The 23453-nt window shown below is 59.2% G+C and carries 22 protein-coding genes; 1 reads left to right on the top strand and 21 read right to left on the bottom strand.

All coding sequences use genetic code 11. The annotated features are described in order from the left end of the window. Window positions 1–9: 9 nt before the first annotated feature. From RMR21_RS12520 to RMR21_RS12595, 16 genes are all read right to left on the bottom strand, one after another. Window positions 10–834 (bottom strand): carbohydrate ABC transporter permease, encoded by an 825-nt coding sequence (locus RMR21_RS12520; RefSeq protein ID WP_174154015.1) that lies wholly within the window; start codon window positions 832–834, stop codon window positions 10–12. Window positions 835–845: 11 nt separating this feature from the next. After that, window positions 846–1718 (bottom strand): carbohydrate ABC transporter permease, encoded by an 873-nt coding sequence (locus RMR21_RS12525; protein WP_498668321.1) that lies wholly within the window; start codon window positions 1716–1718, stop codon window positions 846–848. 155 nt (window positions 1719–1873) lie between these two features. Further along, on the bottom strand, window positions 1874–3187 hold the full coding sequence (locus RMR21_RS12530) for an ABC transporter substrate-binding protein (RefSeq protein ID WP_174154017.1): 1314 nt from the start codon (window positions 3185–3187) through the stop codon (window positions 1874–1876). A 143-nt stretch (window positions 3188–3330) separates the two neighbouring features. Then, window positions 3331–4284, bottom strand: a complete 954-nt coding sequence (locus RMR21_RS12535; RefSeq protein ID WP_498668322.1) for a sugar-binding transcriptional regulator — start codon at window positions 4282–4284, stop codon at window positions 3331–3333. A gap of 74 nt (window positions 4285–4358) precedes the next feature. After that, entirely contained in the window at window positions 4359–4940 is a 582-nt protein-coding gene (locus RMR21_RS12540; protein WP_498670161.1) for an exopolysaccharide biosynthesis protein, read from the bottom strand. 190 nt (window positions 4941–5130) lie between these two features. Beyond that, the gene (locus tag RMR21_RS12545; protein ID WP_498668323.1) at window positions 5131–5952 is read right to left on the bottom strand and encodes an ABC transporter permease; all 822 of its coding nucleotides are present in this window, start codon (window positions 5950–5952) and stop codon (window positions 5131–5133) included. After that, the gene (locus RMR21_RS12550; protein ID WP_498668324.1) at window positions 5949–6899 is read right to left on the bottom strand and encodes an ABC transporter permease; all 951 of its coding nucleotides are present in this window, start codon (window positions 6897–6899) and stop codon (window positions 5949–5951) included. The genes RMR21_RS12545 and RMR21_RS12550 overlap by 4 nt, the downstream gene beginning before the upstream one ends. A 52-nt stretch (window positions 6900–6951) precedes the next feature. After that, the gene (locus tag RMR21_RS12555) at window positions 6952–8490 is read right to left on the bottom strand and encodes an ABC transporter substrate-binding protein (RefSeq protein ID WP_498668325.1); all 1539 of its coding nucleotides are present in this window, start codon (window positions 8488–8490) and stop codon (window positions 6952–6954) included. Window positions 8491–8574: 84 nt separating this feature from the next. Continuing rightward, window positions 8575–9474: a LysR family transcriptional regulator gene (locus RMR21_RS12560; protein WP_498668326.1), complete on the bottom strand. Its 900-nt coding sequence runs from the start codon at window positions 9472–9474 to the stop codon at window positions 8575–8577. Window positions 9475–9547: 73 nt separating this feature from the next. After that, complete coding sequence (locus RMR21_RS12565; RefSeq protein WP_498668327.1) at window positions 9548–10297, bottom strand: ABC transporter ATP-binding protein; 750 nt, start codon at window positions 10295–10297, stop codon at window positions 9548–9550. Continuing rightward, window positions 10294–11130 carry an ABC transporter ATP-binding protein gene (locus RMR21_RS12570; protein ID WP_498668328.1) on the bottom strand — a complete coding sequence of 279 codons (837 nt, stop codon included), beginning with the start codon at window positions 11128–11130 and terminating at the stop codon, window positions 10294–10296. Before RMR21_RS12570 ends, RMR21_RS12565 begins: the two co-directional genes overlap by 4 nt. Next, the gene (locus tag RMR21_RS12575) at window positions 11127–12059 is read right to left on the bottom strand and encodes an ABC transporter permease (protein ID WP_498668329.1); all 933 of its coding nucleotides are present in this window, start codon (window positions 12057–12059) and stop codon (window positions 11127–11129) included. Before RMR21_RS12575 ends, RMR21_RS12570 begins: the two co-directional genes overlap by 4 nt. Then, complete coding sequence (locus RMR21_RS12580) at window positions 12056–13123, bottom strand: ABC transporter permease (protein WP_498668330.1); 1068 nt, start codon at window positions 13121–13123, stop codon at window positions 12056–12058. Before RMR21_RS12580 ends, RMR21_RS12575 begins: the two co-directional genes overlap by 4 nt. Before the next feature lie 18 nt (window positions 13124–13141). Next, window positions 13142–14782: an ABC transporter substrate-binding protein gene (locus tag RMR21_RS12585; protein ID WP_498668331.1), complete on the bottom strand. Its 1641-nt coding sequence runs from the start codon at window positions 14780–14782 to the stop codon at window positions 13142–13144. 37 nt (window positions 14783–14819) lie between these two features. Further along, window positions 14820–15875 (bottom strand): dipeptidase, encoded by a 1056-nt coding sequence (locus tag RMR21_RS12590; RefSeq protein ID WP_498668332.1) that lies wholly within the window; start codon window positions 15873–15875, stop codon window positions 14820–14822. Between the two features lie 180 nt (window positions 15876–16055). Next, window positions 16056–16727 carry a phosphoribosyltransferase gene (locus tag RMR21_RS12595; protein ID WP_498668333.1) on the bottom strand — a complete coding sequence of 224 codons (672 nt, stop codon included), beginning with the start codon at window positions 16725–16727 and terminating at the stop codon, window positions 16056–16058. Between the two features lie 115 nt (window positions 16728–16842). Here RMR21_RS12595 and RMR21_RS12600 point away from each other — a divergent pair, with 115 nt between their 5' ends. Beyond that, window positions 16843–18015: a M20 aminoacylase family protein gene (locus RMR21_RS12600; protein WP_498668334.1), complete on the top strand. Its 1173-nt coding sequence runs from the start codon at window positions 16843–16845 to the stop codon at window positions 18013–18015. A gap of 6 nt (window positions 18016–18021) precedes the next feature. Here RMR21_RS12600 and RMR21_RS12605 read toward each other — a convergent pair whose 3' ends face one another. From RMR21_RS12605 to RMR21_RS12625, 5 genes are read right to left on the bottom strand one after another with little or no spacing between them, the layout of a single operon-like run. Next, a complete protein-coding gene (locus RMR21_RS12605) occupies window positions 18022–19815 on the bottom strand; it encodes an adenine deaminase (protein WP_498668335.1) in 1794 nt (597 codons plus the stop codon). After that, window positions 19812–20738 carry a nucleoside hydrolase gene (locus RMR21_RS12610; RefSeq protein ID WP_498668336.1) on the bottom strand — a complete coding sequence of 309 codons (927 nt, stop codon included), beginning with the start codon at window positions 20736–20738 and terminating at the stop codon, window positions 19812–19814. The genes RMR21_RS12605 and RMR21_RS12610 overlap by 4 nt, the downstream gene beginning before the upstream one ends. 2 nt (window positions 20739–20740) lie before the next feature. Continuing rightward, the gene (locus tag RMR21_RS12615) at window positions 20741–21766 is read right to left on the bottom strand and encodes an ABC transporter ATP-binding protein (protein WP_498668337.1); all 1026 of its coding nucleotides are present in this window, start codon (window positions 21764–21766) and stop codon (window positions 20741–20743) included. Beyond that, complete coding sequence (locus RMR21_RS12620) at window positions 21759–22538, bottom strand: ABC transporter permease (protein ID WP_103657028.1); 780 nt, start codon at window positions 22536–22538, stop codon at window positions 21759–21761. The genes RMR21_RS12615 and RMR21_RS12620 overlap by 8 nt, the downstream gene beginning before the upstream one ends. Continuing rightward, window positions 22535–23362, bottom strand: coding sequence for an ABC transporter permease (locus RMR21_RS12625; RefSeq protein WP_498668338.1), 828 nt, complete (start codon window positions 23360–23362; stop codon window positions 22535–22537). The genes RMR21_RS12620 and RMR21_RS12625 overlap by 4 nt, the downstream gene beginning before the upstream one ends. Window positions 23363–23453: the final 91 nt, after the last annotated feature.

A 23453-nucleotide genomic window follows, 5' to 3' on the forward strand; every position in this document is an offset into this window, starting at 1 on the left:
TTCTTATCCTTATTTCACTGCGCCGAAGGTCAGGCCGCGAACGAGTTGTTTCTGGCTGAACCAGCCAAGCACGAGGATCGGCGCAATCGCCATCATCGACGCCGCAGACAGCTTCGCCCAGAACAGACCTTGCGGGCTGGAGAAGGAAGCGATGAAGGCCGTCAGCGGTGCTGCATTGGTTGTCGTGAGACGGATGGTCCAGAAGGATTCGTTCCACGCCAGAATGATGTTGAGAAGCAGAGTGGATGCAATGCCGGGGATCGCCATCGGTGTCAGCACGTAGACGATCTCATTCCACAAGGACGCGCCGTCCATGCGGGACGCTTCGAGGATTTCACCCGGAATTTCCCGAAAATATGTGTAGAGCATCCACACAACGATCGGCAGATTGATGAAGGTGAGCATGATGGTGAGGCCGATGCGGGTATCGAGCAGACCGGCATTGCGGAAGATCAGGTAGATCGGCACCAGAACGGCCACCGCAGGCATCATCTTCGTGGACAGCATCCACATCAGAATATCCTTGGTCCGCTTGGTCGGCGAGAACGCCATGGCCCAGGCCGCCGGAATGGCGATGATGAGCGCGAAGATCGTCGAGCCGACCGACAGGATCACCGAGTTCATGAACGGCTTGAAGTAATCCCGTTGCGTGTTGACGGTGATATAGTTTTCAAACGTGCCCGAGGGCCAGAGGCTGAACCCCGCAATGGCTTCCGGCTCCGTCTTCAGCGACGTGAGGAAGGCATAAAGGATCGGGAAGAACAGCAGGAGCGCGATGACCCAGGCAGCGATGGTGAAGCCGATGCGGGAGCGTGTCGAGACTTTGCGAGCCATGATCCTGTCTCCTATCGATCGAGGTTCTTGCCGACGGCGCGCATCAGGAAGATGGCGACGACGTTTGCAAGGATGACGGCGATGATGCCACCGGCGGATGCTCCCCCCACATCATAGCCCAGCAGCGCCGTGCGGTAGATGAGGAAGGCGAGATTGGTCGAGGCGTAGCCCGGGCCACCATTGGTGGTGACGAGGATTTCCGCGTAGACGCCGAGCAGAAAGATCGTCTGAATGAGAATGACGACCGTGATGGCGCGGGCCAGATGCGGCAGCGTCAGATAGATGAAGCGGCTGAAGAAGCTTGCGCCGTCCATTTCTGCCGCTTCCTTCTGCTCGCCATCCAGCGACTGAAGAGCTGTGAGCAGAATGAGCGTTGCGAACGGCAACCACTGCCACGCCACGATGATGACGATGGACAGAAGCGGAAACTGCGAGAACCAGTCGATCGGCTGAAACCCGAAGAAGCGGCTGAGGTCCGCCAACACCCCGTAACCGGGATGCATGATCATGTTCTTCCACACGAGAGCTGCGACCGGCGGCATGACGAAAAACGGCGAGATGACGAGAATGCGCACGATGCCCTGGCCGAAAATCGGCTGATCCAGCAACAACGCAATACCGATGCCGCCGATAACCGTGATCATCAGCACGCCGCCGACGATGACGAGCGTGTTCCAGATGGACTGGAAGAAGGCCGGATCGGTGTAGAAATACTGGTAATTGAACAGACCGCCAAAACTGACATTGGCCGGGTTCAGAAGATTGTAGTTCTGGAACGAATACCACAGCGTCATCGACAGTGGCACAATCATCCAGACTAGAAGCAGGATGACCGACGGCGCCATCATCAGCCGTGCCAGATTTTTGGTGTTTTGCGTCGCCATACGGCTCCCTCCCAATTCCGAACCGCGCCTTTAAATGCGCGGAAACGCTTGGCATTTTCTTGTTCTGATCGGGTAACAATACTTCTTTTTTGAAAACGCTTGTCTGGCAAAAGCGCCGCCCGGTCATTCAGACCGGACGGCGATCTTCGGGAGGATTACTTGATATATCCCGAGCGCGTCATTTCGCGCGTGGCCGTGGACTGGGCGCTGGCGAGAGCATCGTCAACGCTGGACTGACCGGCGACAACCGCCGAGAACAGCTGACCGACCGTGGTGCCCAGAGACTGAAACTCGGGGATCGCTACGAACTGGCCGCCTGTGTAAGGCACCGGCTTGACGGTTGGCTTGGTGATGTCGGCAGCGTTCATGGCAGCGAGCGTCGGCGCTGCAAAGCCTGCGGCCTTTTCGTAGTCCGCATTCTTGTAGAGCGATGTGCGGGTGCCTGGGGGAACGTTGGCCCAGCCATCCTTGGACGCGACGAGCTGCGTGTATTCCTTGCTGGTTGCCCAGGCAATGAACTTCTCCGCGGCTTCCGCCTTCTGCGAGCTCTTCGGAATGGCAAGGTTCCAGGACCAGAGCCAGTTGCCGTGGTTCTTCATCTCACCATGCGTCGGGAACAGCGCATAGCCGACCTGATCGGCAACCTTGCTATCTTTCGGGTTGGACACGAAGGAGGCAGCCACAGTGGCGTCGATCCACATGCCGCATTTGCCCTGCTGGAACAGCGTCAGGTTTTCGTTGAAGCCGTTGGAGGAGGCACCGGCAGGACCGGCATCCTTCATCAGGTCAACGTAGAACTGAAGGGCGTTCTTCCATTCCGGCTGATCGAACTGCGGCTTCCAGTTTTCATCGAACCAGCGACCACCGAACGAGTTGGTGAGGGCTGTGATGAAGGCCATGTTCTCACCCCAGCCAGCCTTGCCACGAAGGCACATGCCGTTCACGTCGGCCTTGCGGTCGGTGATCTTGCGGGCTGCATCGCCGATGAATTCCCAGGTCGGGTTTTCCGGCATCTTCAGGCCTGCTTTTTCAAACAGATCCTTGCGATACATGATCATGGCGGATTCGCCATAGAACGGTGCAGCGTACAGCTTGGAATCGACAGTCAGGCCACCCTTGATGGATGGCAGCATGTCAGCGACATCATAGTTGTCGCCGAGCTTTTCGAGCGGCAAAAGCCAGCCCTGCTTGGCCCAGATCGGAACTTCGTAGTTGCCGATGGTCATGATGTCGTACTGGCCGCCATTGGTGGCGATATCGGTCGTGACGCGTTCGCGCAGGACGTTTTCTTCCAGCGTGACCCACTCGACCTGGATATCAGGATTTTTAGCAGTGAATTCGGATGTCAGTCCCTGCATGCGGATCATATCGCCGTTATTGACGGTGGCGATTGTCAGCGTTTCTGCGGAAGCGAGGCCCGAAAAGGCGAGAGCCGAGCACGCGCCCAGCAGAAGTGTCTTCAAAGTCATGATCTTCCTCCCAGAAGAAGTTATTGAGCATTCGCTTTGCTCTAGGGCAAATACTCACTTATGGGAGGCAAAAGTCAAGCACCTACCTGCGCTGCGATGCACAAGGATTATCTAACATGCTGGTTTTAAAGTGATATTTCTGCTCAATTCGCGAGCAAATACTCAGCCGAAACCTCGTCGGTAATGACGCCGTTCAAAAGGCCACCTCTGAGAGCAGCGAGGATGGCGGGCGATTTTTGCTTGCCCTGGGCAATACCGATCACCGTGCTCGTCTCGCGTGGCGGTAGGGGAACAGAGGCGACACGGTCATTGATCGGCGTCTCAAGAATTCGACCATCCCGGTCGAACGACCAGCCGCAAATCTCGCCCGCACCGCCTTTGGCGATGAGGTCCCGCATCTCCTGAACCTCAAGAAAGCCATCGAGGCAGAGCGGCGCATCCTCTGCCAATTGCCCGACACCCACGAAGGTGACGTTGGCGGCAGCACCCAGTGCCAATGTGGACCGCACCATCGACTGGTCGTGCAGCAATTCCCGTTCTTCTGCCGAAGAACAGAGAACCGGCAGCGGCATGGGAAAATGCCGCGCCTTGATGGCATCGGCCATGGAGAAGATAACGTTGTAGTAGGCGGCAGAGCCATCCGGCCCGATATTGCCGGTGAGCGACACGATGCGATGTTGCGGACATTCCATCGGTGGCAATTGATCGACTGCGGCCTTCAGGGTTCGGCCCGTGCCGATGGCGAGAACGATGGGTTCCGACTTGCGCAGCCAGCGTTCGATTTCAGCTGCCCCCGCCTCGGCAATGCCCACGGTGGAGGACGTACCCACCGGGTCGCTCGGCACCACTTCCACATACTTCAGAGAAAACCGTTCTCGCAGAGCCTCACTTTTTTCGAGGCAGGCGGCAATGGGGTGGTCGAGGCGCACCTTGATGAGCCGTTCGGTGACCGCCAGCGAAACGAGCCGTTGCGCCGATTGGCGGGAGATGCCCATGGCACTGGCAATCTCGTCTTGCGTGCGGCCCGCAACGTAATAGAGCCACCCGGCTCTCGCCGCGTCGTCTAGCCGTCCACCGGTTTCGGATCGTCTGGCCATATGCCTGCCCTCACGTCGCATTTCCACTGTGCTGACATTTTTCTAGAGCCGATGTCAAACGCGGCAAGGCACACTCACCCCAGCAATGGTCCGACCACGAAATAAAGCGCGGCTTTGACGATGCCGTAAATCACGCCACTGACGACAGCCACCGAGATCACCCCGAGAACACCGCCGATGAGCGCGAAGAGACCATCCCGTTCCAGAAGAGCAAAGGAAAAACAGCCGATCGCGATGGCTGGCAGAATGTTGCCAAGCGGGATTGGCAAGGCCAAAATGACGGCAAGGAGCAAGCAGACGAGGCCGATGACACGTTCGAACACCGGTGACAGCAGACCCTCCAAGCGTGGCTTGAGCAGTTTTTGAACCCGCAGCAAAACCGGAACGATCTTTTGGACGACGCGGGCAAAATCTTCCCGTGCCAATGACCGTTCGGAGATGACACGCGGGAGCCACGGGCTCTTACCGGCAAACAATTGCGCTGCCAGAAACACAAGAGGTGTGCCTGTGATGGCAGATGTGCCTGGTGGTGTCGGCACGATGTTGGGGAGAGCAAAGACCAGCATCAACGCGCCGAAGGCACGGTCGCCCATGGCAGACAGGAGATCGCCGACAGCGATGCGGGTCCTGCTTTCGTCGCCGGCAAGCGCGTGCAGAATATCGACAAGGCCGACTTTTGGCGCATCGGGTTCCGTCAATGCCGGATCGGCATCATCGACCGAACCGGAAAAAGCAGAATTATCCGACAGGCGCAGCATAGGTTTTCAACTCCAGAAGTGTGGTCCCGCTGTAACAGAACAATGGCGGCAGCAATACGACAAGAACCGGAGATTGTCGTTGTTTCCACTAGCGCCGTAGCCTTGGGTCGAGCAGATCGCGAAGGCCATCGCCCAACAGATTGAAGCCGAGAACCGCCAGCGCGATGGCAAGGCCAGGCAGGATGGCAAGCCAGGGCGCAAGCGACAGATAGGTCTGCGCGTCCCACAACATCCGCCCCCAGGTGGGTGCGGGAGGTGGCATGCCGAGACCGAGGAAGCTCAGTCCCGCCTCGGTCAGGATCGCAAGCCCCAGCTGGATGCTGACCTGCACGATGATGAGGTTGGTCAGGTTCGGCAGAATATGGGTAATCGTAATGCCGCCCCTGCCCCGCCCCAGGCTTTCCGCTGCCAGCACGAAATCTCGCGCCCATAGTTGCAGGGCCGCCGCACAGGTCAGGCGCGCAAAGACCGGCACCATGAAAGTGGCGATGGCGACGATGGCGGTGAAGCGACCGGAACCGATGAAGGCACCGAGCATCATGGCCGAGAGAATGGGTGGCAGCGCAAAGATGATATCACAGAGGCGCATCAGCAAGGCTTTAACGACACCGCGTTGGGCAGCCGCAAAAATACCGACCAGCGTACCGATAGTGGCGCCGATGGCAACAGCAAGGACGGCGGTGGACAGCGAGTTCCATGCCCCAACCATCAGCATGGAGAGAAGATCGCGGCCGAACTGATCCGTTCCCAGCAGACCATGGGCCAGCGGCGGCTGAAGCTTGGCGACGATCTGCATTTTCGTCGGCACCTGCGGCGTCCAGACGAGGGATAGCAGCGCGATGGCGACTAGAGCACCGGTGATTGTGGCGCCAGACAAAAGGGTGCCACTACGGGCTTTGAAGCGTCTCATGCGGCACGCGCCCGCAAACGGGGATCAATCAGCAGGTAGGCCATATCGACAAGGAAATTCATGGTGATGACCAGCGCGCAGAAGAACAACACGACCGATTGCATGACGACGATATCGCGCTGCGTCAGCGCCTGAAAGGCGAGGCGCCCGAGACCCGGCAGGTTGAAGACATTTTCCACCAGAACGGTGCCAGCGATCAGGAACGTGAATTGCAGGCCGACCATGGTAATGACGGGGATGAGCGCATTGGGTAAGACGTGCTTCCACAGCGTAGCCGTCTCACCGATGCCCTTGGCCCTGACGGTGCGCACGAAATCCTCGCTCATCACCTCCAGCATGGCCGAGCGGCAGACCCGCGTCAGCACGCCGGCCTGAGAAAAGGCCAGCGCGACCGCTGGAAGCACCAGCGCCTTCAATGCAGTTGCGAACCCTGCCTGCCAGCCGGGAAAGCCGCCCGCTGGCATCCACCCAAGAGTGGTGGAAAAAACCAGGATCAGCAAAAGCCCGACCCAGAAGCCGGGAACGGCAATGCCCGCATGGGAAAACAGGCCGCAGAAACGGTCGATCACCCCTCCCCTGTGCCTCGCGGCCATGACACCGAGTGGCAATGCAATGAGAACGGAAAGGGTGATGGCGATGCACGCCAGTGGCAACGTCACCGCAAGCCTGTCAAGGATCAACCCCGCTACCGGTACGCCGTACGTATAGGATTGCCCCAGATCGCCACGCGCCATGGCTGCCAACCAGGAGAGGTAGCGCAACACCAGCGGCTGATCGAGCCCCATCTGCTTTTGCAGCGCCACCAGCGTATCGGGGCTGGCCGATGTGCCGAGCATGATCGCGGCGGGATCACCTGGCAGCAGACCCATGACGGTGTAGATGAGGAAGGAGACCGCGAGCAAGGTGATCAGGAGGCCGAGGATGCGTCTCAGGATGAGGGCGATCATGGTGAGGCCCGGTCTGTAGGGCGGTGGGTGTGGCTATGCTGCAAACTCACCATCACTCTTCCCAATGCACATCCGTCAGCACGTTGGACGGGATGGGCTCGTTCTCCCATAGCCCCTGAATCTTCTTGTCCCAAACGCCGAGCTTCGGCATCACGAAGAGGAATAGCGCTGGCACATCCTGCGCCAAGATCTTCTGCGCGTCCTGATACAGATCCTCCTGCTCGACCGGATCGGCTGTCAGCTCGACGTTCTTGATGATCTCGTTGAAGGTCGGGTTCTTGTAATTGAAATAATAGGGGTCACGCGAGAATATATCGATATCCATCGGCTCCGCATGAGCGACAATGGTCATGTCGTAATTGGCGCCTTTGAGCACATCCGACACCCATTTGGCCGGGAATTCCGTGGTCTCGATGGTCATCGTCACACCGACTTCGGCAAACATGGCTTGCAGGATCTGCGAGGTCCGTTGCGCATAGGGCATCTGCGGCGCCTTGATGGTGAAGGAAAGACCGTTGGGATAACCAGCCTCAGCCAGCAACGCCTTGGCTTTTTCAGCATCGTAGGGATGGACGCCGGTTGTATCGACGTAACCGCGATCATTGGGGGTGTAATGGCTGCCGATGGGCGTGCCAAAGCCGGACCATGCGCCTTCGATAACCGTCGCGCGATCCACCGCCATCATCAGGGCTTGGCGCACGCGCTTGTCGTTGAAGGGCTTGACGGCATTGTTCATGCCAGCCACGACCTTCAGTTCGGTGTTGCCGATGAAGGTGCCGAGCCGGGCATGCCCTTCGAAGGAGGCCATCAGTTCCGGTGCGCCGAATTCCGGGAAGGCATCGATGTCGCCGGATTTCAGCGCGGCGGCCTGGGCCTGCGGATCGGGAATGAAGCGAAAGGTTGCCTTGTCGAGCCCAACATTCACGGACGTGTTCCAGTAATCCGTGTTGCGGGCCATCTCGACCTTCTCACCCTTGGACCAGTTGACGAACTTGAACGGGCCGGTGCCGATCGGCGTGGTCTTGTTGCTGTCGGCAGATTTGGTGCCGACCATGACCGAGGCGGGCCAGCCGAGCCAATAGAGCAGGCTGCCGGAGGGCTGCTTCAGCTTGAGAACGAGCGTTGTCGCGTCTGGCGTTTCGATGCTGTCGATGGCCGAGAAGAAGCGCTTTTGTGGATTGATGGAGGCTTCGCCCCGCGCACGGTCCAGCGAGGCCTTGGCGACGGAGGCATCGAAAGCCTCGCCATCGTGGAATTTCACGCCCTCACGCAGTTTGAACGTATAGGTCTTGCCGTCTTCGGATATCTCCCAGCTGTCCGCCAGCTGCGGCTGGATCTTGCCGTCCTTGTCGATCGTGACCAGACCTTCGAAGATGTTCTGCCACGTCACCTGCCCAATGAAGACGTTAGCGCCGGCTGTCGGGTCTAGCCCTGCAGGCTCTGTGCCCATTCCGATGGTGATGGAGTTTTTTGCTGCTGCAAAAGCCGCCGTGGCGGGCAGCATGGCTGAAAGAGCAGTCGCGACGGCAAGGCCTAACGCCAAACGGCGTGTGAGGGTTACCGATTGCAAAAGCATGCTGCGCATCATCATCGTCTCCAGTCGAGTGGCGCCAACATTGTGTGTCCAGCGCGTTGCTGAAATCGCTACACGATATCAGGCGCGCAAATCAACTGCCTATTTTGGCAGGTTACCCATGAAAGTTTCGATGAAACGGGAAAGCGTAGCGGCGGCAAAGGACAGATCACGCTCCGGTGCCACGCAAAGTTCGATCTGTGTGCGCACACCCTTCGAACCGCTCAAGGGTATGGCAACCATCTGCCCGGACTTGATGTCGCGGGCAACGGCAAGGGCCGGAAGAAGCGTGACGGCCGCGTGGTCCAGCACCAGCTCTCTCAGCAGTTCAAGTGAGCTTGCGGTGAAGACCGGATCGAGCGCGACGCCGGCTTGCGTAAACAGCGCATCAAAGGCCTGCCTTGCCGCAAAGGTTTTTTCCGGCAGGGCCAAGGGCATGTTGGCGAGTTCTTTCAGTGAAATCGACGTTCTGGCTGCCAATGGGTGGTCTGCGGGCAGAATGACGTCATAACAGATCTCGCGCTTTGCAAGGATTTTCACCTCCGTTGTTTTTGGTGCAAACAGCGTGATGGCGATGTCGGCCTGTGAAGAAACCAGCGCATCGATGGCCTGACGTGCCGAGGTGATGTGCACCTCGAAACGCAGTTTCGGATAGGCTTGGGCGAACTGCGACAGTGCCGGTGCCAGCAGGCTGGCGACGGTGGCGCCATTGGAATAGATCGTCGCACGCCCGCGCTCCAATCCCTTGAGATCGTCGATCAGCTGGTGGACATGCCCAAGCTCGCGTAAGGTCTTTCCGGCCCGTTCTGCCAGAAGCTGCCCCGCTGCCGTCAAGGTCACGCCACGGCTGGATCTCTCCACCAGCGGCGCACCGAAATATTCCTCGAGATTGTCGATCTGGCGACTGACGGCCGTCGGCGCGACATTGAGATTTTCCGCCGCAGCCCGCATGGAACTGGTGCGGACAAGCTCATCGAAATACATCAATGCGCGTAGATTCATGGTGACGGTGCCCCCTCATTCCTGTGCCTGTCACAGGAATGAGGGGAGTATGTAACAGTGTCCTCGCCCTATCTCAATCGCGGACAAACCCTTCACTCGCCACCAGCAACTGCCGGGTATAATCGGCCTGGAACTTCCGGCTTTCCAGCGCCTCCACATCCAGCATCTCCACCACCTTGCCGCTTTTCATGACGGCCAGACGGTCGCACATGTGGCTGATGACGCCGAGGTCGTGGCTGACCATGAGGAAGGTGAGGTTTCGGTCATGCCGAGCCTGTTCCAGCAGGTTGAGGATTTCGGCCTGAATCGACGCATCGAGCGCCGATGTCGGCTCATCCAGCAGCAGGATTTTCGGCTCCAGAATGAGCGCACGCGCAATGGCGATACGCTGGCGCTGACCGCCGGAAAGCTGGTGCGAATAGCGGAAACGGAAACCGGTTCCCAAGCCCACCTCATCCAGCGCTCGGGTGATGCGGCCTTCCTTGTCGTCCATGCCGTGAATGGTCAGAGGCTCCAGCAGCAGCGCATCTACCGTCTGGCGCGGATGCAGCGAACCATAAGGGTCCTGAAACACCATCTGCACATCACGGTAGAAACTCTTTTCGCGGAACTTGCTCTTGTAGGTCCGGCCTTCCACCATGAGGCTGCCCTCATCGAAGTGGTTGAGACCGGCAATGGCGCGCAGCAGCGTGGATTTGCCCGAACCGGACTCGCCAACGAGACCGAAGGATTCGCCCTTGATAACATCGATGCTGACACCATCAAGCGCGATGTGACCATCGAAATCGACCAGCAGATCGGAAACGGAAAGAACTGAGGTCATAGGCGCCACTCCACCTGACGGTCCAGAACCGGCAGCGGATGCCTGTTATCGCCGATCTTGGGCAGGCAGTTGAGCAGCCCGCGCGTGTAAGGGTGCTGCGCGTTGTCGAGATTGGCCGCCTGAAGCTCCTCCACCACGCGACCCGCATACATGACAAGAACGCGGTCGCAGAAGGAGGAAACCAGCCGCAGATCATGCGAGATGAAGATGAGGCCCATGCCGCGATCGCGCACCAGCTTGTCGAGAATGTCGAGGACTTCCAGCTGCACCGTAACATCGAGCGCCGAGGTCGGTTCGTCGGCAATCAGCAGTTCGGGGCCGCAGACCAGCATCATGGCGATCATCACGCGCTGGCCCATACCGCCGGAAACTTCATGCGGATAAAGGCCGAAAACACGTTCAGGTTCGCGGATCTGCACCGCCTCCAGCATGTCGAGCGTGCGCTGCTTGGCTTGCGATGAACTGATGCGCTCATGCGTCCGCAACGTCTCGACAATCTGGCGGCCGATGGGCATGACCGGGTTCAGCGAATATTTCGGGTCCTGCAGGATCATGCCGATGCGCTTGCCGCGAATGCTGCGGCGCTGCTTGGCCGAGGCTTTCAGCAGATCGATATCGCCGAAACGCAAGGCATCCGCCTCGATTTTCGCGGCAGATGGCGTCAGCCCCATGATGGCGCGACCGGTCTGGGATTTGCCGGAACCGGATTCGCCGACGATGCCGAGACGCTCCTTGCCGAGCGTGAAAGATACGCCGCGCACCGCTTCCACCAGCCCGGTGCGGGTGGGGAAGCTGACACGCAGGTTTTCGACGGTGAGAAGCGGAGCGGTCATTGGCCTGCCTCCTTCGGGTCCAGCGCATCGCGCAGACCATCGCCCAGCAGGTTGAAGCCCAGACTGACGATGAGAATGGCGATGCCAGGCATGGCCGCCACCCACCATTGATCGAGAATGAAGCGGCGACCCGATGCGATCATGGCACCCCATTCCGGCAAGGGCGGCTGAGCGCCGAGGCCGAGGAAGCCGAGACCGGCGGCGGTGAGAATAATACCCGCCATATCCAGCGTCACACGCACGATGAGCGAGGACATGCAGAGCGGCATGACATGCTTGAGCACGATGCGCCACGGCGACGCGCCCATGAGCTTGATAGCCGCGATGAAATCGGAGTTGCGAAATGTCATGGTTTCGGCGCGGGCAATGCGGGCATAGGGCGGCCATGAGGTGACGGCAATGGCCAGCACCGCATTCTCGATGCCCGGCCCCAAGGCTGCCACCAGAGCCAGCGCCAGAACAAGCTTCGGGAACGCCAGAAAGATATCGGTGATGCGCATCAGGACAGCATCGACCCAGCCACCGGCATAACCGGCGACGGTGCCGACGATGAGACCAACAGGGGCAGCGATGATGGCCACCAGCATGACCACGAACAGCGTCAGCCGCGAACCGTGGATGAGCCTGGAAAGAATGTCGCGGCCCTGATCGTCCGTGCCGAGCCAATACCCGGCACTCCCGGGCGGCAGCAGGCGGGCATTGCGCAGATCTCCCTGCACGGCGGAATGCGGGGCAAGCATATTGGCAAAGATCGCGACCAGCACCAGTGCGAGAATGATGCCGAGCCCTGCCAGCGCCAACCGGTTTTCCGAAAACCGCCGCCAGATGACATAGGCGCGGCCGAGCCGGGCTTGTCTGCGCGATGCGGGACGGTCGGACAGCAGCCATTCGCGGCTGTAGGGTTTCAACGGTGCTACGGCTGTGGTCATCGGCTGCGCGTCCTTGGATCGAGCGTCCGGTAGAGCAGATCGGACAGAAGATTGATGCTGATGAACACAGCGCCAATCACGATGGTGCCGCCGAGAACGGCGTTCATATCCGCATTCTGCAAGGAATTGGTGATGTAGAGGCCGAGCCCCGGCCAGGAGAAGATGGTTTCCGTCAAAACGGAGCCTTCCAGCAAACCGGCATAGGACAGCACGATGACCGTCAACAGCGGTACGGCGGCGTTGCGCAGGGCGTGGAACCAGATGATGCGGGTTTCCGACAGCCCCTTCGCGCGAGCCGCGACGATATACTCTTGGGCGAGCTCATTGAGCATGAAAGAACGCGTCATGCGGCTGATATAGGCGAGCGAGAAATAGCCCAGCAATCCGGCGGGCAAAATGATGTGCCGGAAGAGGTCCCACAACACATCCCACTGTCCCTGCCAGAAGGCATCCAGCAGGTAAAAGCCTGTTACTGGCGTGAAGGTGAATTCGTAGACGATATCCATGCGGCCGGGATAGGCAACCCAGTTCAGCCTGGCGTAAAACACCAGAAGCGCCAGCAGGCCGAGCCAGAAGATTGGCACGGAATAACCGACAAGACCGATGATGCGGACGATCTGGTCGATGATGCTGCCGCGCTTGACGGCGGCGAGAACGCCCAGCGGAATGCCGAAGACAGCGCCAATCAGCGTACCGATGGTGGCAAGCTCGATGGTAGCAGGGAAAACGCGGATGATATCGGTCATCACCGGGTTTGTGGTCAGTACCGAGGTGCCGAAATCCCCCGATAGCGCCTGCTTGATGTAAAGGAAAAACTGCTGCCAAAGCGGCAGGTTCAGGCCGAGCTCTTCGCGCACACGCTCCACCACATGGGCAGGCGCACGGTCACCCACGATCGCCAAAGCGGGATCGATGGGGATGACGCGACCAATAAAAAAAGTAACCGCCAGCAACCCCAAAAATGTGGTGATGACGGTGACGAGGAAGCCAATGATGGCGGTCAGGCGCTTGTTGGCGCGGCTTTTGCCGCGCCTTGGCCTTGGTACTGTTTCAATGATGGTCACTGTATCAATCCTGCCGGACTATTCCTTGGAGACCGGGAAGACGTAGTTGGTGTCGAAGCTCGGTCCGAGCTTCAGACCTTTGACCTTGTTAGAGAAACCGGCAATTTCCGTCTTCTGTTCAATCACGACGAACGGGCCGCTTTCCAGAACCTTTTTCTGAAGGTCCTGATACATGGCCGCGCGCTTGGCATTGTCCTTTTCCAGAAGCGCTGCCTGTGTCTGCTTCGTCAGTTCAGGGACGTCCCAGGCATTGCGCCATGCCAGCGTCTTGGTCTTGCCTGCATCAGAATTGTCGTAATTGATGGTGAAGGTTTCGGCATTCGAGTTCGGGTCGAAATAGTCAGAACCCCAGTCGCCGATATAGATGTCGTGCTGACGGGCACGATATTTCGTCAGAGTCTGCTTGCCATCACCCGGAATGATGCTGAGCTTGATACCGGCTTGCGCCAAGGTCTGCTGGATATTCTCGGCAATGCCGGTCACTGGCTGCGTATTGCGCACATCCATGGTTACCGTAAACCCGTCCTTCAGGCCTGCCTTTGCCAGCAATTCCTTGGCCTTGGCAACATCGAGCTTGTAGGGATTTTCATCCAAGGCACCAAGTTGACCCTTGGGCAGGAAGGTCTGGTGCACCTCACCAATGCCCTTGATGATGGTCGCACCGATGCCCTCGTAATCGACCAGATACTTGAAGGCTTCCACGACCTCGGGCTTCTTCAGGTTTTCGTTCTTCTGGTTCAGGCCGAGATAATAGACCGTGCCCTTCGGTGCCGAGATAACGGTGAAGCCTTCTTTCTTGGACACCGCTTCCATATCGCCGGGCTCAAGGTTACGGGCAACATCGATATCGCCATTTTCCAGCGCCAGACGCTGGCCCGAACTTTCCTTCATATGGCGATAAACGACGCGCTTCAGCTTTGGCTTATCGGCATAATAATTCGGGTTGGCTTCCAGAATGACCGCTTCATTGGCCTTCCAGCCAAGGATTTTGTAAGGGCCGGAACCGGCATAACCGGTCTTCAGGAACTCATTGCCGAAATCGCTGTCATATTTGTAATCGGCGCTTGGCGTAACCGCTTTTGCCTTTTCCATCACCAGCTTCTTGTCCACGACGGAAGCAACGGTTGCCGTCAGAACGTTGAGAACGAAGCTCGGTGCATAGGCCTTGTCGACAGTCAAAACGAAGGTGTTAGCATCCGTAGCCTTCGCCTTTTCCGTGACGTTATCGCCCTTGAGACCGAACTGGGTCAGAAGAAACGCCGGAGATTTGTCCAGCTTGACGGCACGCTCGAAAGAGAAGGCAACATCGTCTGCCGTCAGCGGATTGCCGGACGCGAATTTGAGGCCCTGCTTGAGCTTGAATGTGTAGGTCAGGCCGTCTTCGGAGGTCGTCCAGCTGTCGGCCAGATCGCCCTTCACTTTGGAGGTGTCGGCGATGTCGATGGAGACGAGCTTGCTATAGGTGTTGCCGGTAACTTCCGCAGTCGTGATTTCAAAGGCTTCGCCCGGATCGAGCGAGATGATGTCATCGATAGCGAAACCTTCGACCAGCGTGTCGGCCGGCGTTGCTGCAAAGGCTTGCGGTGCAGCGAGTGAAAGCATCGACAGGGCCACGCTTGTGGCAAGGATGCGGGCGGCTTTGTTGAGCGATTTGTTCATCGTCTTCCCCTGTTTGTATCTCGGTTTATACTCGGTCTCAGGCTGGCGCGTGCCATGCCTGAGCCAAAACGCGCAGCCAGTTTTCCCGGCAAATTTTAGCAAGGTCTTGATCAGCGTAGCCCGCAGATTTCAGCGCCGCAACAAGATTATTGTTGCCCTTGGCATCGCCGATTTCCGCTGGAATGGTGGCACCATCGAAGTCGGAACCGAGCGCCACGCAATCGATGCCCATGCGCTTCACCATATAATCGATATGCTGCACCATGGCGGAAAGCGGGGTGTTGGCGTCATCACGCGCATCCGGGCGCAGCATGGTCACGGCGTAGTTGAGACCAACAAGTCCGTTACTCTCCCTGATCGCGTCCATCTGCTTGTCGGTGAGATTGCGCGCCACCGGCGTCAGCGCGTGCGCATTGGAGTGGCTGGCGATCAGAGGCTGGTCGGTGGTCTTTGCCACGTCCCAGAAACCCTTTTCTGTGATATGCGCAAGATCGATGAGAATGCCGAGCTGATTGCAGCGTTTCACCAGTTCGAAACCGGCATCGGTCAATCCCGGCGCGGTATCGGGCGACATGGGATAGGCAAAGGGCACGCCGTGGCCGAAAATATTGTGGCGGCTCCAGACCGGACCGAGCGACCGCAGACCTGCGGCATAGAACACATCCAGCGCATCGAGATCGGCGGCAATGGCCTCGCAGCCTTCCATGTGCAGCACAGCGGCGAAGACGCCGTCATCCATGGCCTGGCGGATTTCGCCGGTCGAGCGGCAGAGCTTCCAGCCACCGGCCTGATCCAGCCGCAGCGCAATCGCAGCCTTCTCGAGCGCGATATCGAGCGATGGCTGGCGTTCCAGCGGGCCTGCAAGCGGGGTAATGTAATGGCCTGACGCATCCGGCTCCTGAAGGATCAGATCACCGGAGGGGATATAGATGGCGCAGATACCACCGGCCAATCCGCCTGCCTTGGCGCGCGGCGCATCGATATGACCCTCAACGGTGCCCTGCACGAATTCCGCGACGGGATCGCTCCCCGATTTGGCGTTGCGCCATAACCGCAAAAGCACATCGTTATGACCGTCGAACACAAGTTGCATGCAGGAATTCCAAAAAGTAGGTTCGTATTTTTATATTTAAAGCCATGGGCTTAGCGGGAAGCTTGATATCGTGTCAATCGGCTGGTGATGATCCTAGGCCCATCCTTCACGGCTTCGCAAGTCAAAAAATATGCAGGATGAAAAAATGAACAGTCGTCGCCTACCGGCGATTGGTAACAGTCAGAAATGCCACCCGTCACCCGCCTTTTTCAGCATCTGCGTTCGGAAAACGCCCCGCACCCTATCAGGCCAGCGGCTGTCGAAATTCGCCAGTTTTTCCACCCACCTGTCGGATTGCAGCATGGCCGCGCCGATGACGACGGGCTCGATGCTGGAAGCGGCCAGAAGCGAAAGACCCGCGACAATAGAGGTGCCACTGGAAATCACGTCATCCACCAAAGCAACCCGCTTGCCGTCCAGAAGCGGCAGCATGCGTGGATCGATATAGAGCCGCTTCTGTTGCTGTGTGGTGATGGATGACATGGGCACGGAAAGCGCGTCCAGATACCAGAATTTGCGAGACGTTCCGAGCGGGACGTAACGGCTGTGGCCAAGGCGTTTTGCCACCTCAGCCGCAAGCGTCAGGCCGAGTGTGGGAAGGCCAACGACGACATCTATGTCGACGTTTTCAAGCTTTTGCGCCAAAGCGTCGGCCAAGGCTTCGACAACCGGAAACGACGCCTGATTGATGATGAGCGATGCAAGCGCATGTTCCCCATCCGCCAGCGGACGGATCGGCAGGCGCAACTGCCTGCCATCATCGAGCGTGACCGGGAAAAAACCGGAATGGGAACCGGTGACGTCGAAGCTGCCGGGCGCATGGATCTCCTGCCAGAATTCGTGCGGCTTCATGACCATTCCTTTCACGGCAATAATATTTCGTTTTTCCAAGCAGGTTTCTATTAATTTTCAGGGGCTTCTGCACTAGAAAAGATAAGTGTTTCGATGTTGCAAGGATATGCCGCCCATGACCCCGCTTGCCCGGTTCGGAAACGACCTGCCCTTTCTGACCGCTCTGCGGCGAGACCTGCACGCCCACCCGGAGCTCGGCTTTGAGGAAGAGCGCACGAGCGCGCTGGTCGCCAAGCACCTGGAAGAGGCGGGTATAACGGTTCATCGCGGTTTGGGCAAAACCGGCGTCGTCGGCACGCTGCAAGTCGGCAATGGCACGCGCCACATTGGCCTGCGCGCCGATATGGACGCGCTGGCCATGCCTGAGATCGCTGACCGCCCCTATAAATCGACCGTGCCCGGAAAAATGCATGCCTGTGGCCATGATGGTCACACGGTGATGCTTCTGGGTGCCGCCCGCCATCTGGCCGAAACCCGCGATTTCTCCGGCACCGTGCACTTCATCTTTCAGCCCGCAGAAGAGGGACGCGGAGGCGCAAAACGGATGGTGGAGGACGGGCTGTTCGATCTTTTTCCCTGCGACGCGGTCTACGGATTGCACAATATGCCGGGGCTGGATGTAGACGAGATGGCCGTGGTCGAAGGACCGCAACTGGCGTCCTCCGACAGCTGGCGTGTGACGTTCAAGGGTATCGGCACCCACGGCGCAAAGCCGCATCTGGGCCGCGACCCGATTACGGCGGCGGGAAGCTTTCTGGCAGCGCTGCAAAGCATTGTCGGACGGGTGGTCGATCCGCTGCAACCAGCCGTCGTCAGCGCCTGCTCGGTACAGGCGGGCGATCCGAAAGCGCTGAACGTCATTCCCGATCTCGTCGAGATCGGTGGCACAGCGAGGGCCTATTCGGCGCATGTTCGCGATCAGCTCGAAGAAGAAATCGGCAGGCTCGCCAACGGTACCGCAGCCATGTTCGGCATAGAGGCGAAGTACGACTTCATCCGCCGCATTCCGCCCGTGATCAATGATGCTGAAACCACCAGCCGTGCGTTGAAGGCCGCACAGAGCATTTTTGGTAAAAAAGCACGGACAGCCTTTCCGCCTTCGACGGCTGGCGATGATTTCTCGTTCTTTGCGGGCGAAGTGCCGGGCTGCTACGTCTGGCTCGGCAACGGCCCCGCCGTGGATGGCGCGCTGCACCACAACACGTCCTATGATTTCAACGACGATGCGATTGCGTCTGGCGTCGCGTTCTGGACGACGCTGGTGGAGCAGGAACTGGCGGCTGAATGACGGCCTTTAGTCCAAAACCTTGATCACCGGCGTTTCCATCACCCTCCCCGTCAGCACGTCGGCAATGCCCATATCCGTCTGGTGCGGGCCGGTGTTGCAGGCCAGTGTGGCGCCGAAGCAGGCTTTGAAGACGAGATAGGGTGGCTGCCATTCCACGACCTTGCCAACCGCGTCGCGTACGGTTTCGAAACCGGCGGCGATGTCGTTGAGGGGGGCGGACGAGACAAGGCCGGAGAGTGGTAGCGGCAACAGCGCCATAACCTTGCCGCCGGATGCAACGGCCATGCCGCCGCCTGCCTTGATGACGGCGTTGGCGGCCACCGTCATATCATCCACGTTGCCACCGAAGACCGTGAGATTGTGGCCGTCATGGGAAACCGTGGTGGCGAAAGCCCCGTCCCATTTGCCCCAACCGGTCAGAAAACCGGTTCTGGTGACGGGATCGGCCTTGCCATGGCGGTGAGTGACCGAGATCATCGTCGTTCCCGCCGGCGGAACGACGAAACCGTTTTCCACCGCAGCTTCCGCCTCGCCCCACTGCGTGAAACGCGGCTTGTCGATGATGGCGAGCTTGACCCTTTTGCCCTCGGATTTGACCTTGAAATCAGACGGCGAACGAGGCGACAGCTTCACCGAATTCTGGAGCGGTGCGGCGTCCATCTCCGTCAACTCGACCAGCATCTTGCCAGCTTCTGCAACGGGCGTGCCGCTGGCCAGCACATGGCGTGCGGAGAAGTGCGACAAGTCTTCGAAGACGGCGATATCGGCACGGCGACCGGCGGCGATGAGACCGAGATCGTTGCGTTGCAGACGCATGGCCGCGTTCAGCGTGGCGGCGCGCAGGGCCCATTCCGGTTTCAGGCCGTAGCGCACCAGCCGCCGAACCACATCATCGAGACCGCCGTTTTTAAGAAGGTCATCCGGGAAAACATCGTCGGTGCACAATGTGACGGTTTGCGGCAAATGGCCAAGCGCGTTCAGGGCTTCAACGAATTCCGGCAGGAGATGGTCGTGCGATCCGCGCAGCTCTATCGTCAGCCCTGCCCGCAGCTTCACGATCAGATCTGCAGCCGATGTCAGCTCGTGATCCGAGGTGATGCCCGCCGCCATGAAGGCGTTGAGATCGGCCCCCGAAAGCCCACGCGCATGGCCGCAGATCAGTTTGTCGGAAAACAGGCCTTCCTGAAGAATGGCGCTCATGCGCGGATCGCGATCGATAACGCCACGCATGTTCATGACCTCGGCAACGCCGCAAACTTCCGGCCAGAACAGCATTTCTGCCATGGCAGAGGCATCGAAATCCGCACCCGCCTGCTCCAGCCCCGGTGCGGATGGCACGGACGAAGGGGCGAGGAGAACAGCCCTCAGCGGCAGACCCTTGGCAGCCTCCGCCGCCCAGCGTACGCCATCGATGCCGTGAACATTGCCGAACTCATGCGGGTCCCAGACGATGGTGGTGACGCCGCGCGGCACGACGGCACCGGCATAGGCCGCCGGTGTCACCATGGAGCTTTCCACATGCATATGGGTGTCGATCAACCCTGGCGAAACATAGGCACCCGTCGCATCCAGAACCTTTGCGGCATCGGTTCGGGTGCCCGCCTCATGAACGCTGGCGATCAGCGGCCCGACAATGCCGATATCGGCGGGGCGAAGCTCGCCCGTCACGATATCGACAAGCATGCCGCCGCTGATCAATAGATCGAAAGGCTGATCGCCACGTGCTGCCGCCACGGCACGGGCGCGCAACGTATCCTCGATCATCCCGTCACGATCTACGATAATGGCTTGCTCTCTCATCGGCTGGCCTCCTGAAGCAGGGCATCGAGAATGATGGATTTCGCACTGGGAGCATCGACCGTCTCTGCGTATTGCGCGTTGAATCGTGACGCATGGGCAGCCCGCGCTTCGACCACGGTTCGGCCACGCGTCAATGCGCCGTGAAGCTCGACATCGATACGCGCATTTTTCCAGCCGATGCAATCCGGCGCGACAAGAGCCACCGCCGCACAGGGATCGTACAGCGCCATCGCATCGCGCCCACGGCTTGTTGCGATGGTGATGAAGCCTTCCAGCATATCGGCGATCAAATCGACATTGCGGCCACCCGCTGCGCGAATGGGCGCGATATCGGACATCCCGGCCGTCACTTTGCGGCAGAGATCGAGATCGACCATTTGCAAGGGAAGACCGTGGGCGATGACGATGGAAAGCGCTTCGGGATCGGCAAAAGCGTTGAACTCGGCAGAGGCGGTATGATTGCCAGCCGTGACGCCGCCACCCATCCATACGAGTTGCGTGATGCGGGCGGCAAGATCGGGTCTTGCGAGACAGAGGGCGGCGATGTTGGTGAGCGGACCAAGCGAGAGAACGCGTTTGTCGACGTGACCGTCGGCCAGCCAGTTGCACAGGGCCGTGAAAGCATCGCTGTGGGGCAGATCGGCCACGTCGGGCAAGCCTGCGCCAATGGTGGGAATTCCGGTGTCCCCAAGGATGGTTTGCGCGGTTTCGAGCTTTCCGAGCACAGGTCGTTCCCGACCTGAGTGAATGGGAAAGCGCCAACCGAAGGCAGCGGCGGCACCGGCGGCATTTTTGCTGACCTGCGCAAGCGGGGCATTGCCGAACACCAGCGACACACCGTCGATCTGCAGCCCATGAGACGTGACCACCATGATGGCGGCGATGTCATCGAACCCCATATCGCAATCGATCCAGATACCCATGCTCAACGGAACACCTTCAGGCTTGCTGCTTTCTGGACAGGCAGATCGAATGCGAGCGCCGTGCCGATATCCTGCACCGGCAGCGCGGCATCGACCTCTGCCTTGATGGCCCCGAGCGGCGTATCCAGCAGATACTCGCGCGTGTTGCCCGCAAAAGACGTGCCGCGCACGGTTCCCTCGAAAGGTCCTGAACCGAGGGTGATCATGCGCGGCCTCCAGGCCAGTCCCGCCGTACTCGGAACAGGGCCAGAAAGGGGGATGCTTCCGTTATCAGTCTTGAGCAAACCACCCTCCAGACGGAAAATGTTTTCAAAACCGACGAAATCAGCCACGAAAGACGATGCCGGTGCGTTATAAATGTCCTCCGGCGTGCCGATCTGCTCGATGGCGCCGTTTTTCATCACAACGATACGATCGGCCAGCGCCAAGGCCTCGATCTGGTCATGGGTGACGAAAATCATGGTGACGCCGGTTTCCTTCTGCACGCGCTGAAGCTCTGTGCGCATTTCAAGCCGCAGCCGCGCATCGAGGTTGGACAGCGGCTCGTCCAGAAGCAGGACCTTTGGGTTCATCACCATGGAACGGGCAAGCGCCACCCGCTGCTGCTGGCCGCCGGAGAGTTCCGCCGGTTTGCGCGAAGAAAAGCTCGAAAGACCGACGGATTTGAGGCCGGACGCGACCTTGTCATCAAGGGTCGAGCCCCTCATGCCCTTCAGCTTCAAACCGAAGGCGACATTCTCGTAGACCGTCAGGTGCGGAAACAGCGCGTAGGACTGGAACACCAAGCCCACCGCCCGCTTGTTGGCGGACACGCGGGTGATATCGACACCGTCAAGATCGATCCGGCCACCGGCCACCGGCATCAGCCCGGCAATGGCGCGCATTGTCGTGGTCTTGCCGCAGCCGGAGGGGCCGAGCAGCGCCAGCAACTCGCCCTTGCGGATATCGAGATTGAGGTCCTTCACGGCAACGGAATTGCCATAGGCCAGCGACAGGTTCTGGAGCGACAGATAATTTGCGTCAGACATAGCGGGAGAACCCCAGAAAACGTTCGGCCATGAAAACGATGCCGATGGACAGGAAGGCGAGCAGCGACGACAGCGCTGCAACGGATGGGTCGAAGACGATTTCCATGTAGCCCAGCATATCAATGGGCAAAGTGCGCACGCCGGGACCCGACAGGAACAGCGAGACGGGCACCTGATTGAAGCTGGTTACGAAACCGAGAATGAAGGCCGAGAGAATGCCGCCACGAATATTCGGCAGCACGACGCGGAAGAAGGCGCCGATGCGGGACGAGCCGAGCAGCACGGCCGCCTCCTCGATATCGGAGCGCAGATTGGTGAGGCTGGCTGAGACCACACGCACCGCATAGGGCAGGATCAGCGCTGTATGCGCCAGAAACAGCGCCAGCGTGATGCCGATGCCGAACGGCACGACGAAGTAGCGCAGCAACGCCAGGCCGACGATGATGCCGGGAACGATGATGGGAGCTGAGACGATGGTGCGGATGGTTTCCGAAAAAGGCAGCTTGTAGCGCGACATGGCATAGGAAGCGGGAACGCCGAGGATCAGCGCTGCGAATGTGCCACCGATGGCCAGAAACATCGACATGGCGAAGCTTTCGCGGAAACTTTCGACGGTGAAGACCTTGGCGATCCATTTCAGGGAAAAGCCCTGCGGCGGGAAGGCCAGCGTATCGCCTGCCGAAAACGAGGCCGCGACGATGATGAGGAACGGGCCGATCAGAAAGCCGATGACGAGAGCCAACGTCAGGGGAATGAAGAGGTGCCGGGTCATGTCTTGTTCCTTGCCGTGGCGATGCGCTTGAGCAGGATGTTGGCGGCAAAGCTCATGACGATCAGGATGAAGGCGATGACGCTGGCTGCGACGAAATTGTTGGACACCGTCACCTGCTGATAGAGCAGCGTTTCCAGCATCAGAACCTTGGAACCGCCCAGAATGGCGGGCGTGATATAGGCCGTCAGCGAGCCGGTGAAGACCAATGTGCCACCCACGACGAGACCTTCCTTGGTCAGCGGCAGAATGACCTTCCAGAAAACCTGAAACCAGTTGGCGCCGAGAACGCGCGCGGCGGCAATCACGTCTTTCGGCATGTTTTCCAGCGCGCTGATGAGGGAAATGATCATCAGCGGCAGGAACAGTTGCAGCAGGCCGATGAAGACAGCCGTTTCGGAAAACAGGATGCGGATCGGCGCATCGGTCAGCCCCACAAGTTTCAGCATCTCGTTGACCATGCCGGTGCGCCCGAGAATGACGATCCACGCATAGGTGCGGGCCACGGGCGAGATCATCAGAGGCAGAATGACGAGGTTGATCATGTGGCCCTTGGAGTTGGAAGGCAGGCTGACGATGGCAAAGGCTGCCGCGTACCCAATGATCGCGGACACAAGGGTCACGATGGCCCCAAGCTTCAGGGTGCGCAGAAAAACGGCCCGGTTCAGAGGATCGAAAAAGAAATCCACATAGGCCTGAAATGTCCAGCCACCTGAGGTGCGAAACCCTTCCGACAGAAGAATAAACACCGGCACAAGAAACACCGCCGCCGCAAAGATCGCGGCGGGCAAGGCAAGCGCCAAGGCTTCAGCCCGGTTTTGAAACATGGAGTCTTCTCCGGTGTTGAAATGTCTCCGCCTTTGCTTGGCGGAGGATTTGTTATTGAGCGTCGGTGGGTGCCAGCCCCCCTCTGCCCTG

The organism is Agrobacterium sp. rho-8.1 (genome assembly GCF_033957725.1).
Taxonomy (GTDB): Bacteria; Pseudomonadota; Alphaproteobacteria; order Rhizobiales; family Rhizobiaceae; genus Agrobacterium.

Coding starts and splice junctions, on each gene's coding strand:
- RMR21_RS12520 (WP_174154015.1), bottom strand. CDS start 834: ATGGCTCGCAAAGTCTCGACACGCTCCCGCATCGGCTTCACCATCGCT.
- RMR21_RS12525 (WP_498668321.1), bottom strand. CDS start 1,718: ATGGCGACGCAAAACACCAAAAATCTGGCACGGCTGATGATGGCGCCG.
- RMR21_RS12530 (WP_174154017.1), bottom strand. CDS start 3,187: ATGACTTTGAAGACACTTCTGCTGGGCGCGTGCTCGGCTCTCGCCTTT.
- RMR21_RS12535 (WP_498668322.1), bottom strand. CDS start 4,284: ATGGCCAGACGATCCGAAACCGGTGGACGGCTAGACGACGCGGCGAGA.
- RMR21_RS12545 (WP_498668323.1), bottom strand. CDS start 5,952: ATGAGACGCTTCAAAGCCCGTAGTGGCACCCTTTTGTCTGGCGCCACA.
- RMR21_RS12550 (WP_498668324.1), bottom strand. CDS start 6,899: ATGATCGCCCTCATCCTGAGACGCATCCTCGGCCTCCTGATCACCTTG.
- RMR21_RS12555 (WP_498668325.1), bottom strand. CDS start 8,490: ATGATGATGCGCAGCATGCTTTTGCAATCGGTAACCCTCACACGCCGT.
- RMR21_RS12560 (WP_498668326.1), bottom strand. CDS start 9,474: ATGAATCTACGCGCATTGATGTATTTCGATGAGCTTGTCCGCACCAGT.
- RMR21_RS12565 (WP_498668327.1), bottom strand. CDS start 10,297: ATGACCTCAGTTCTTTCCGTTTCCGATCTGCTGGTCGATTTCGATGGT.
- RMR21_RS12570 (WP_498668328.1), bottom strand. CDS start 11,130: ATGACCGCTCCGCTTCTCACCGTCGAAAACCTGCGTGTCAGCTTCCCC.
- RMR21_RS12575 (WP_498668329.1), bottom strand. CDS start 12,059: ATGACCACAGCCGTAGCACCGTTGAAACCCTACAGCCGCGAATGGCTG.
- RMR21_RS12585 (WP_498668331.1), bottom strand. CDS start 14,782: ATGAACAAATCGCTCAACAAAGCCGCCCGCATCCTTGCCACAAGCGTG.
- RMR21_RS12590 (WP_498668332.1), bottom strand. CDS start 15,875: ATGCAACTTGTGTTCGACGGTCATAACGATGTGCTTTTGCGGTTATGG.
- RMR21_RS12595 (WP_498668333.1), bottom strand. CDS start 16,727: ATGAAGCCGCACGAATTCTGGCAGGAGATCCATGCGCCCGGCAGCTTC.
- RMR21_RS12600 (WP_498668334.1), top strand. CDS start 16,843: ATGACCCCGCTTGCCCGGTTCGGAAACGACCTGCCCTTTCTGACCGCT.
- RMR21_RS12605 (WP_498668335.1), bottom strand. CDS start 19,815: ATGAGAGAGCAAGCCATTATCGTAGATCGTGACGGGATGATCGAGGAT.
- RMR21_RS12610 (WP_498668336.1), bottom strand. CDS start 20,738: ATGGGTATCTGGATCGATTGCGATATGGGGTTCGATGACATCGCCGCC.
- RMR21_RS12615 (WP_498668337.1), bottom strand. CDS start 21,766: ATGTCTGACGCAAATTATCTGTCGCTCCAGAACCTGTCGCTGGCCTAT.
- RMR21_RS12620 (WP_103657028.1), bottom strand. CDS start 22,538: ATGACCCGGCACCTCTTCATTCCCCTGACGTTGGCTCTCGTCATCGGC.
- RMR21_RS12625 (WP_498668338.1), bottom strand. CDS start 23,362: ATGTTTCAAAACCGGGCTGAAGCCTTGGCGCTTGCCTTGCCCGCCGCG.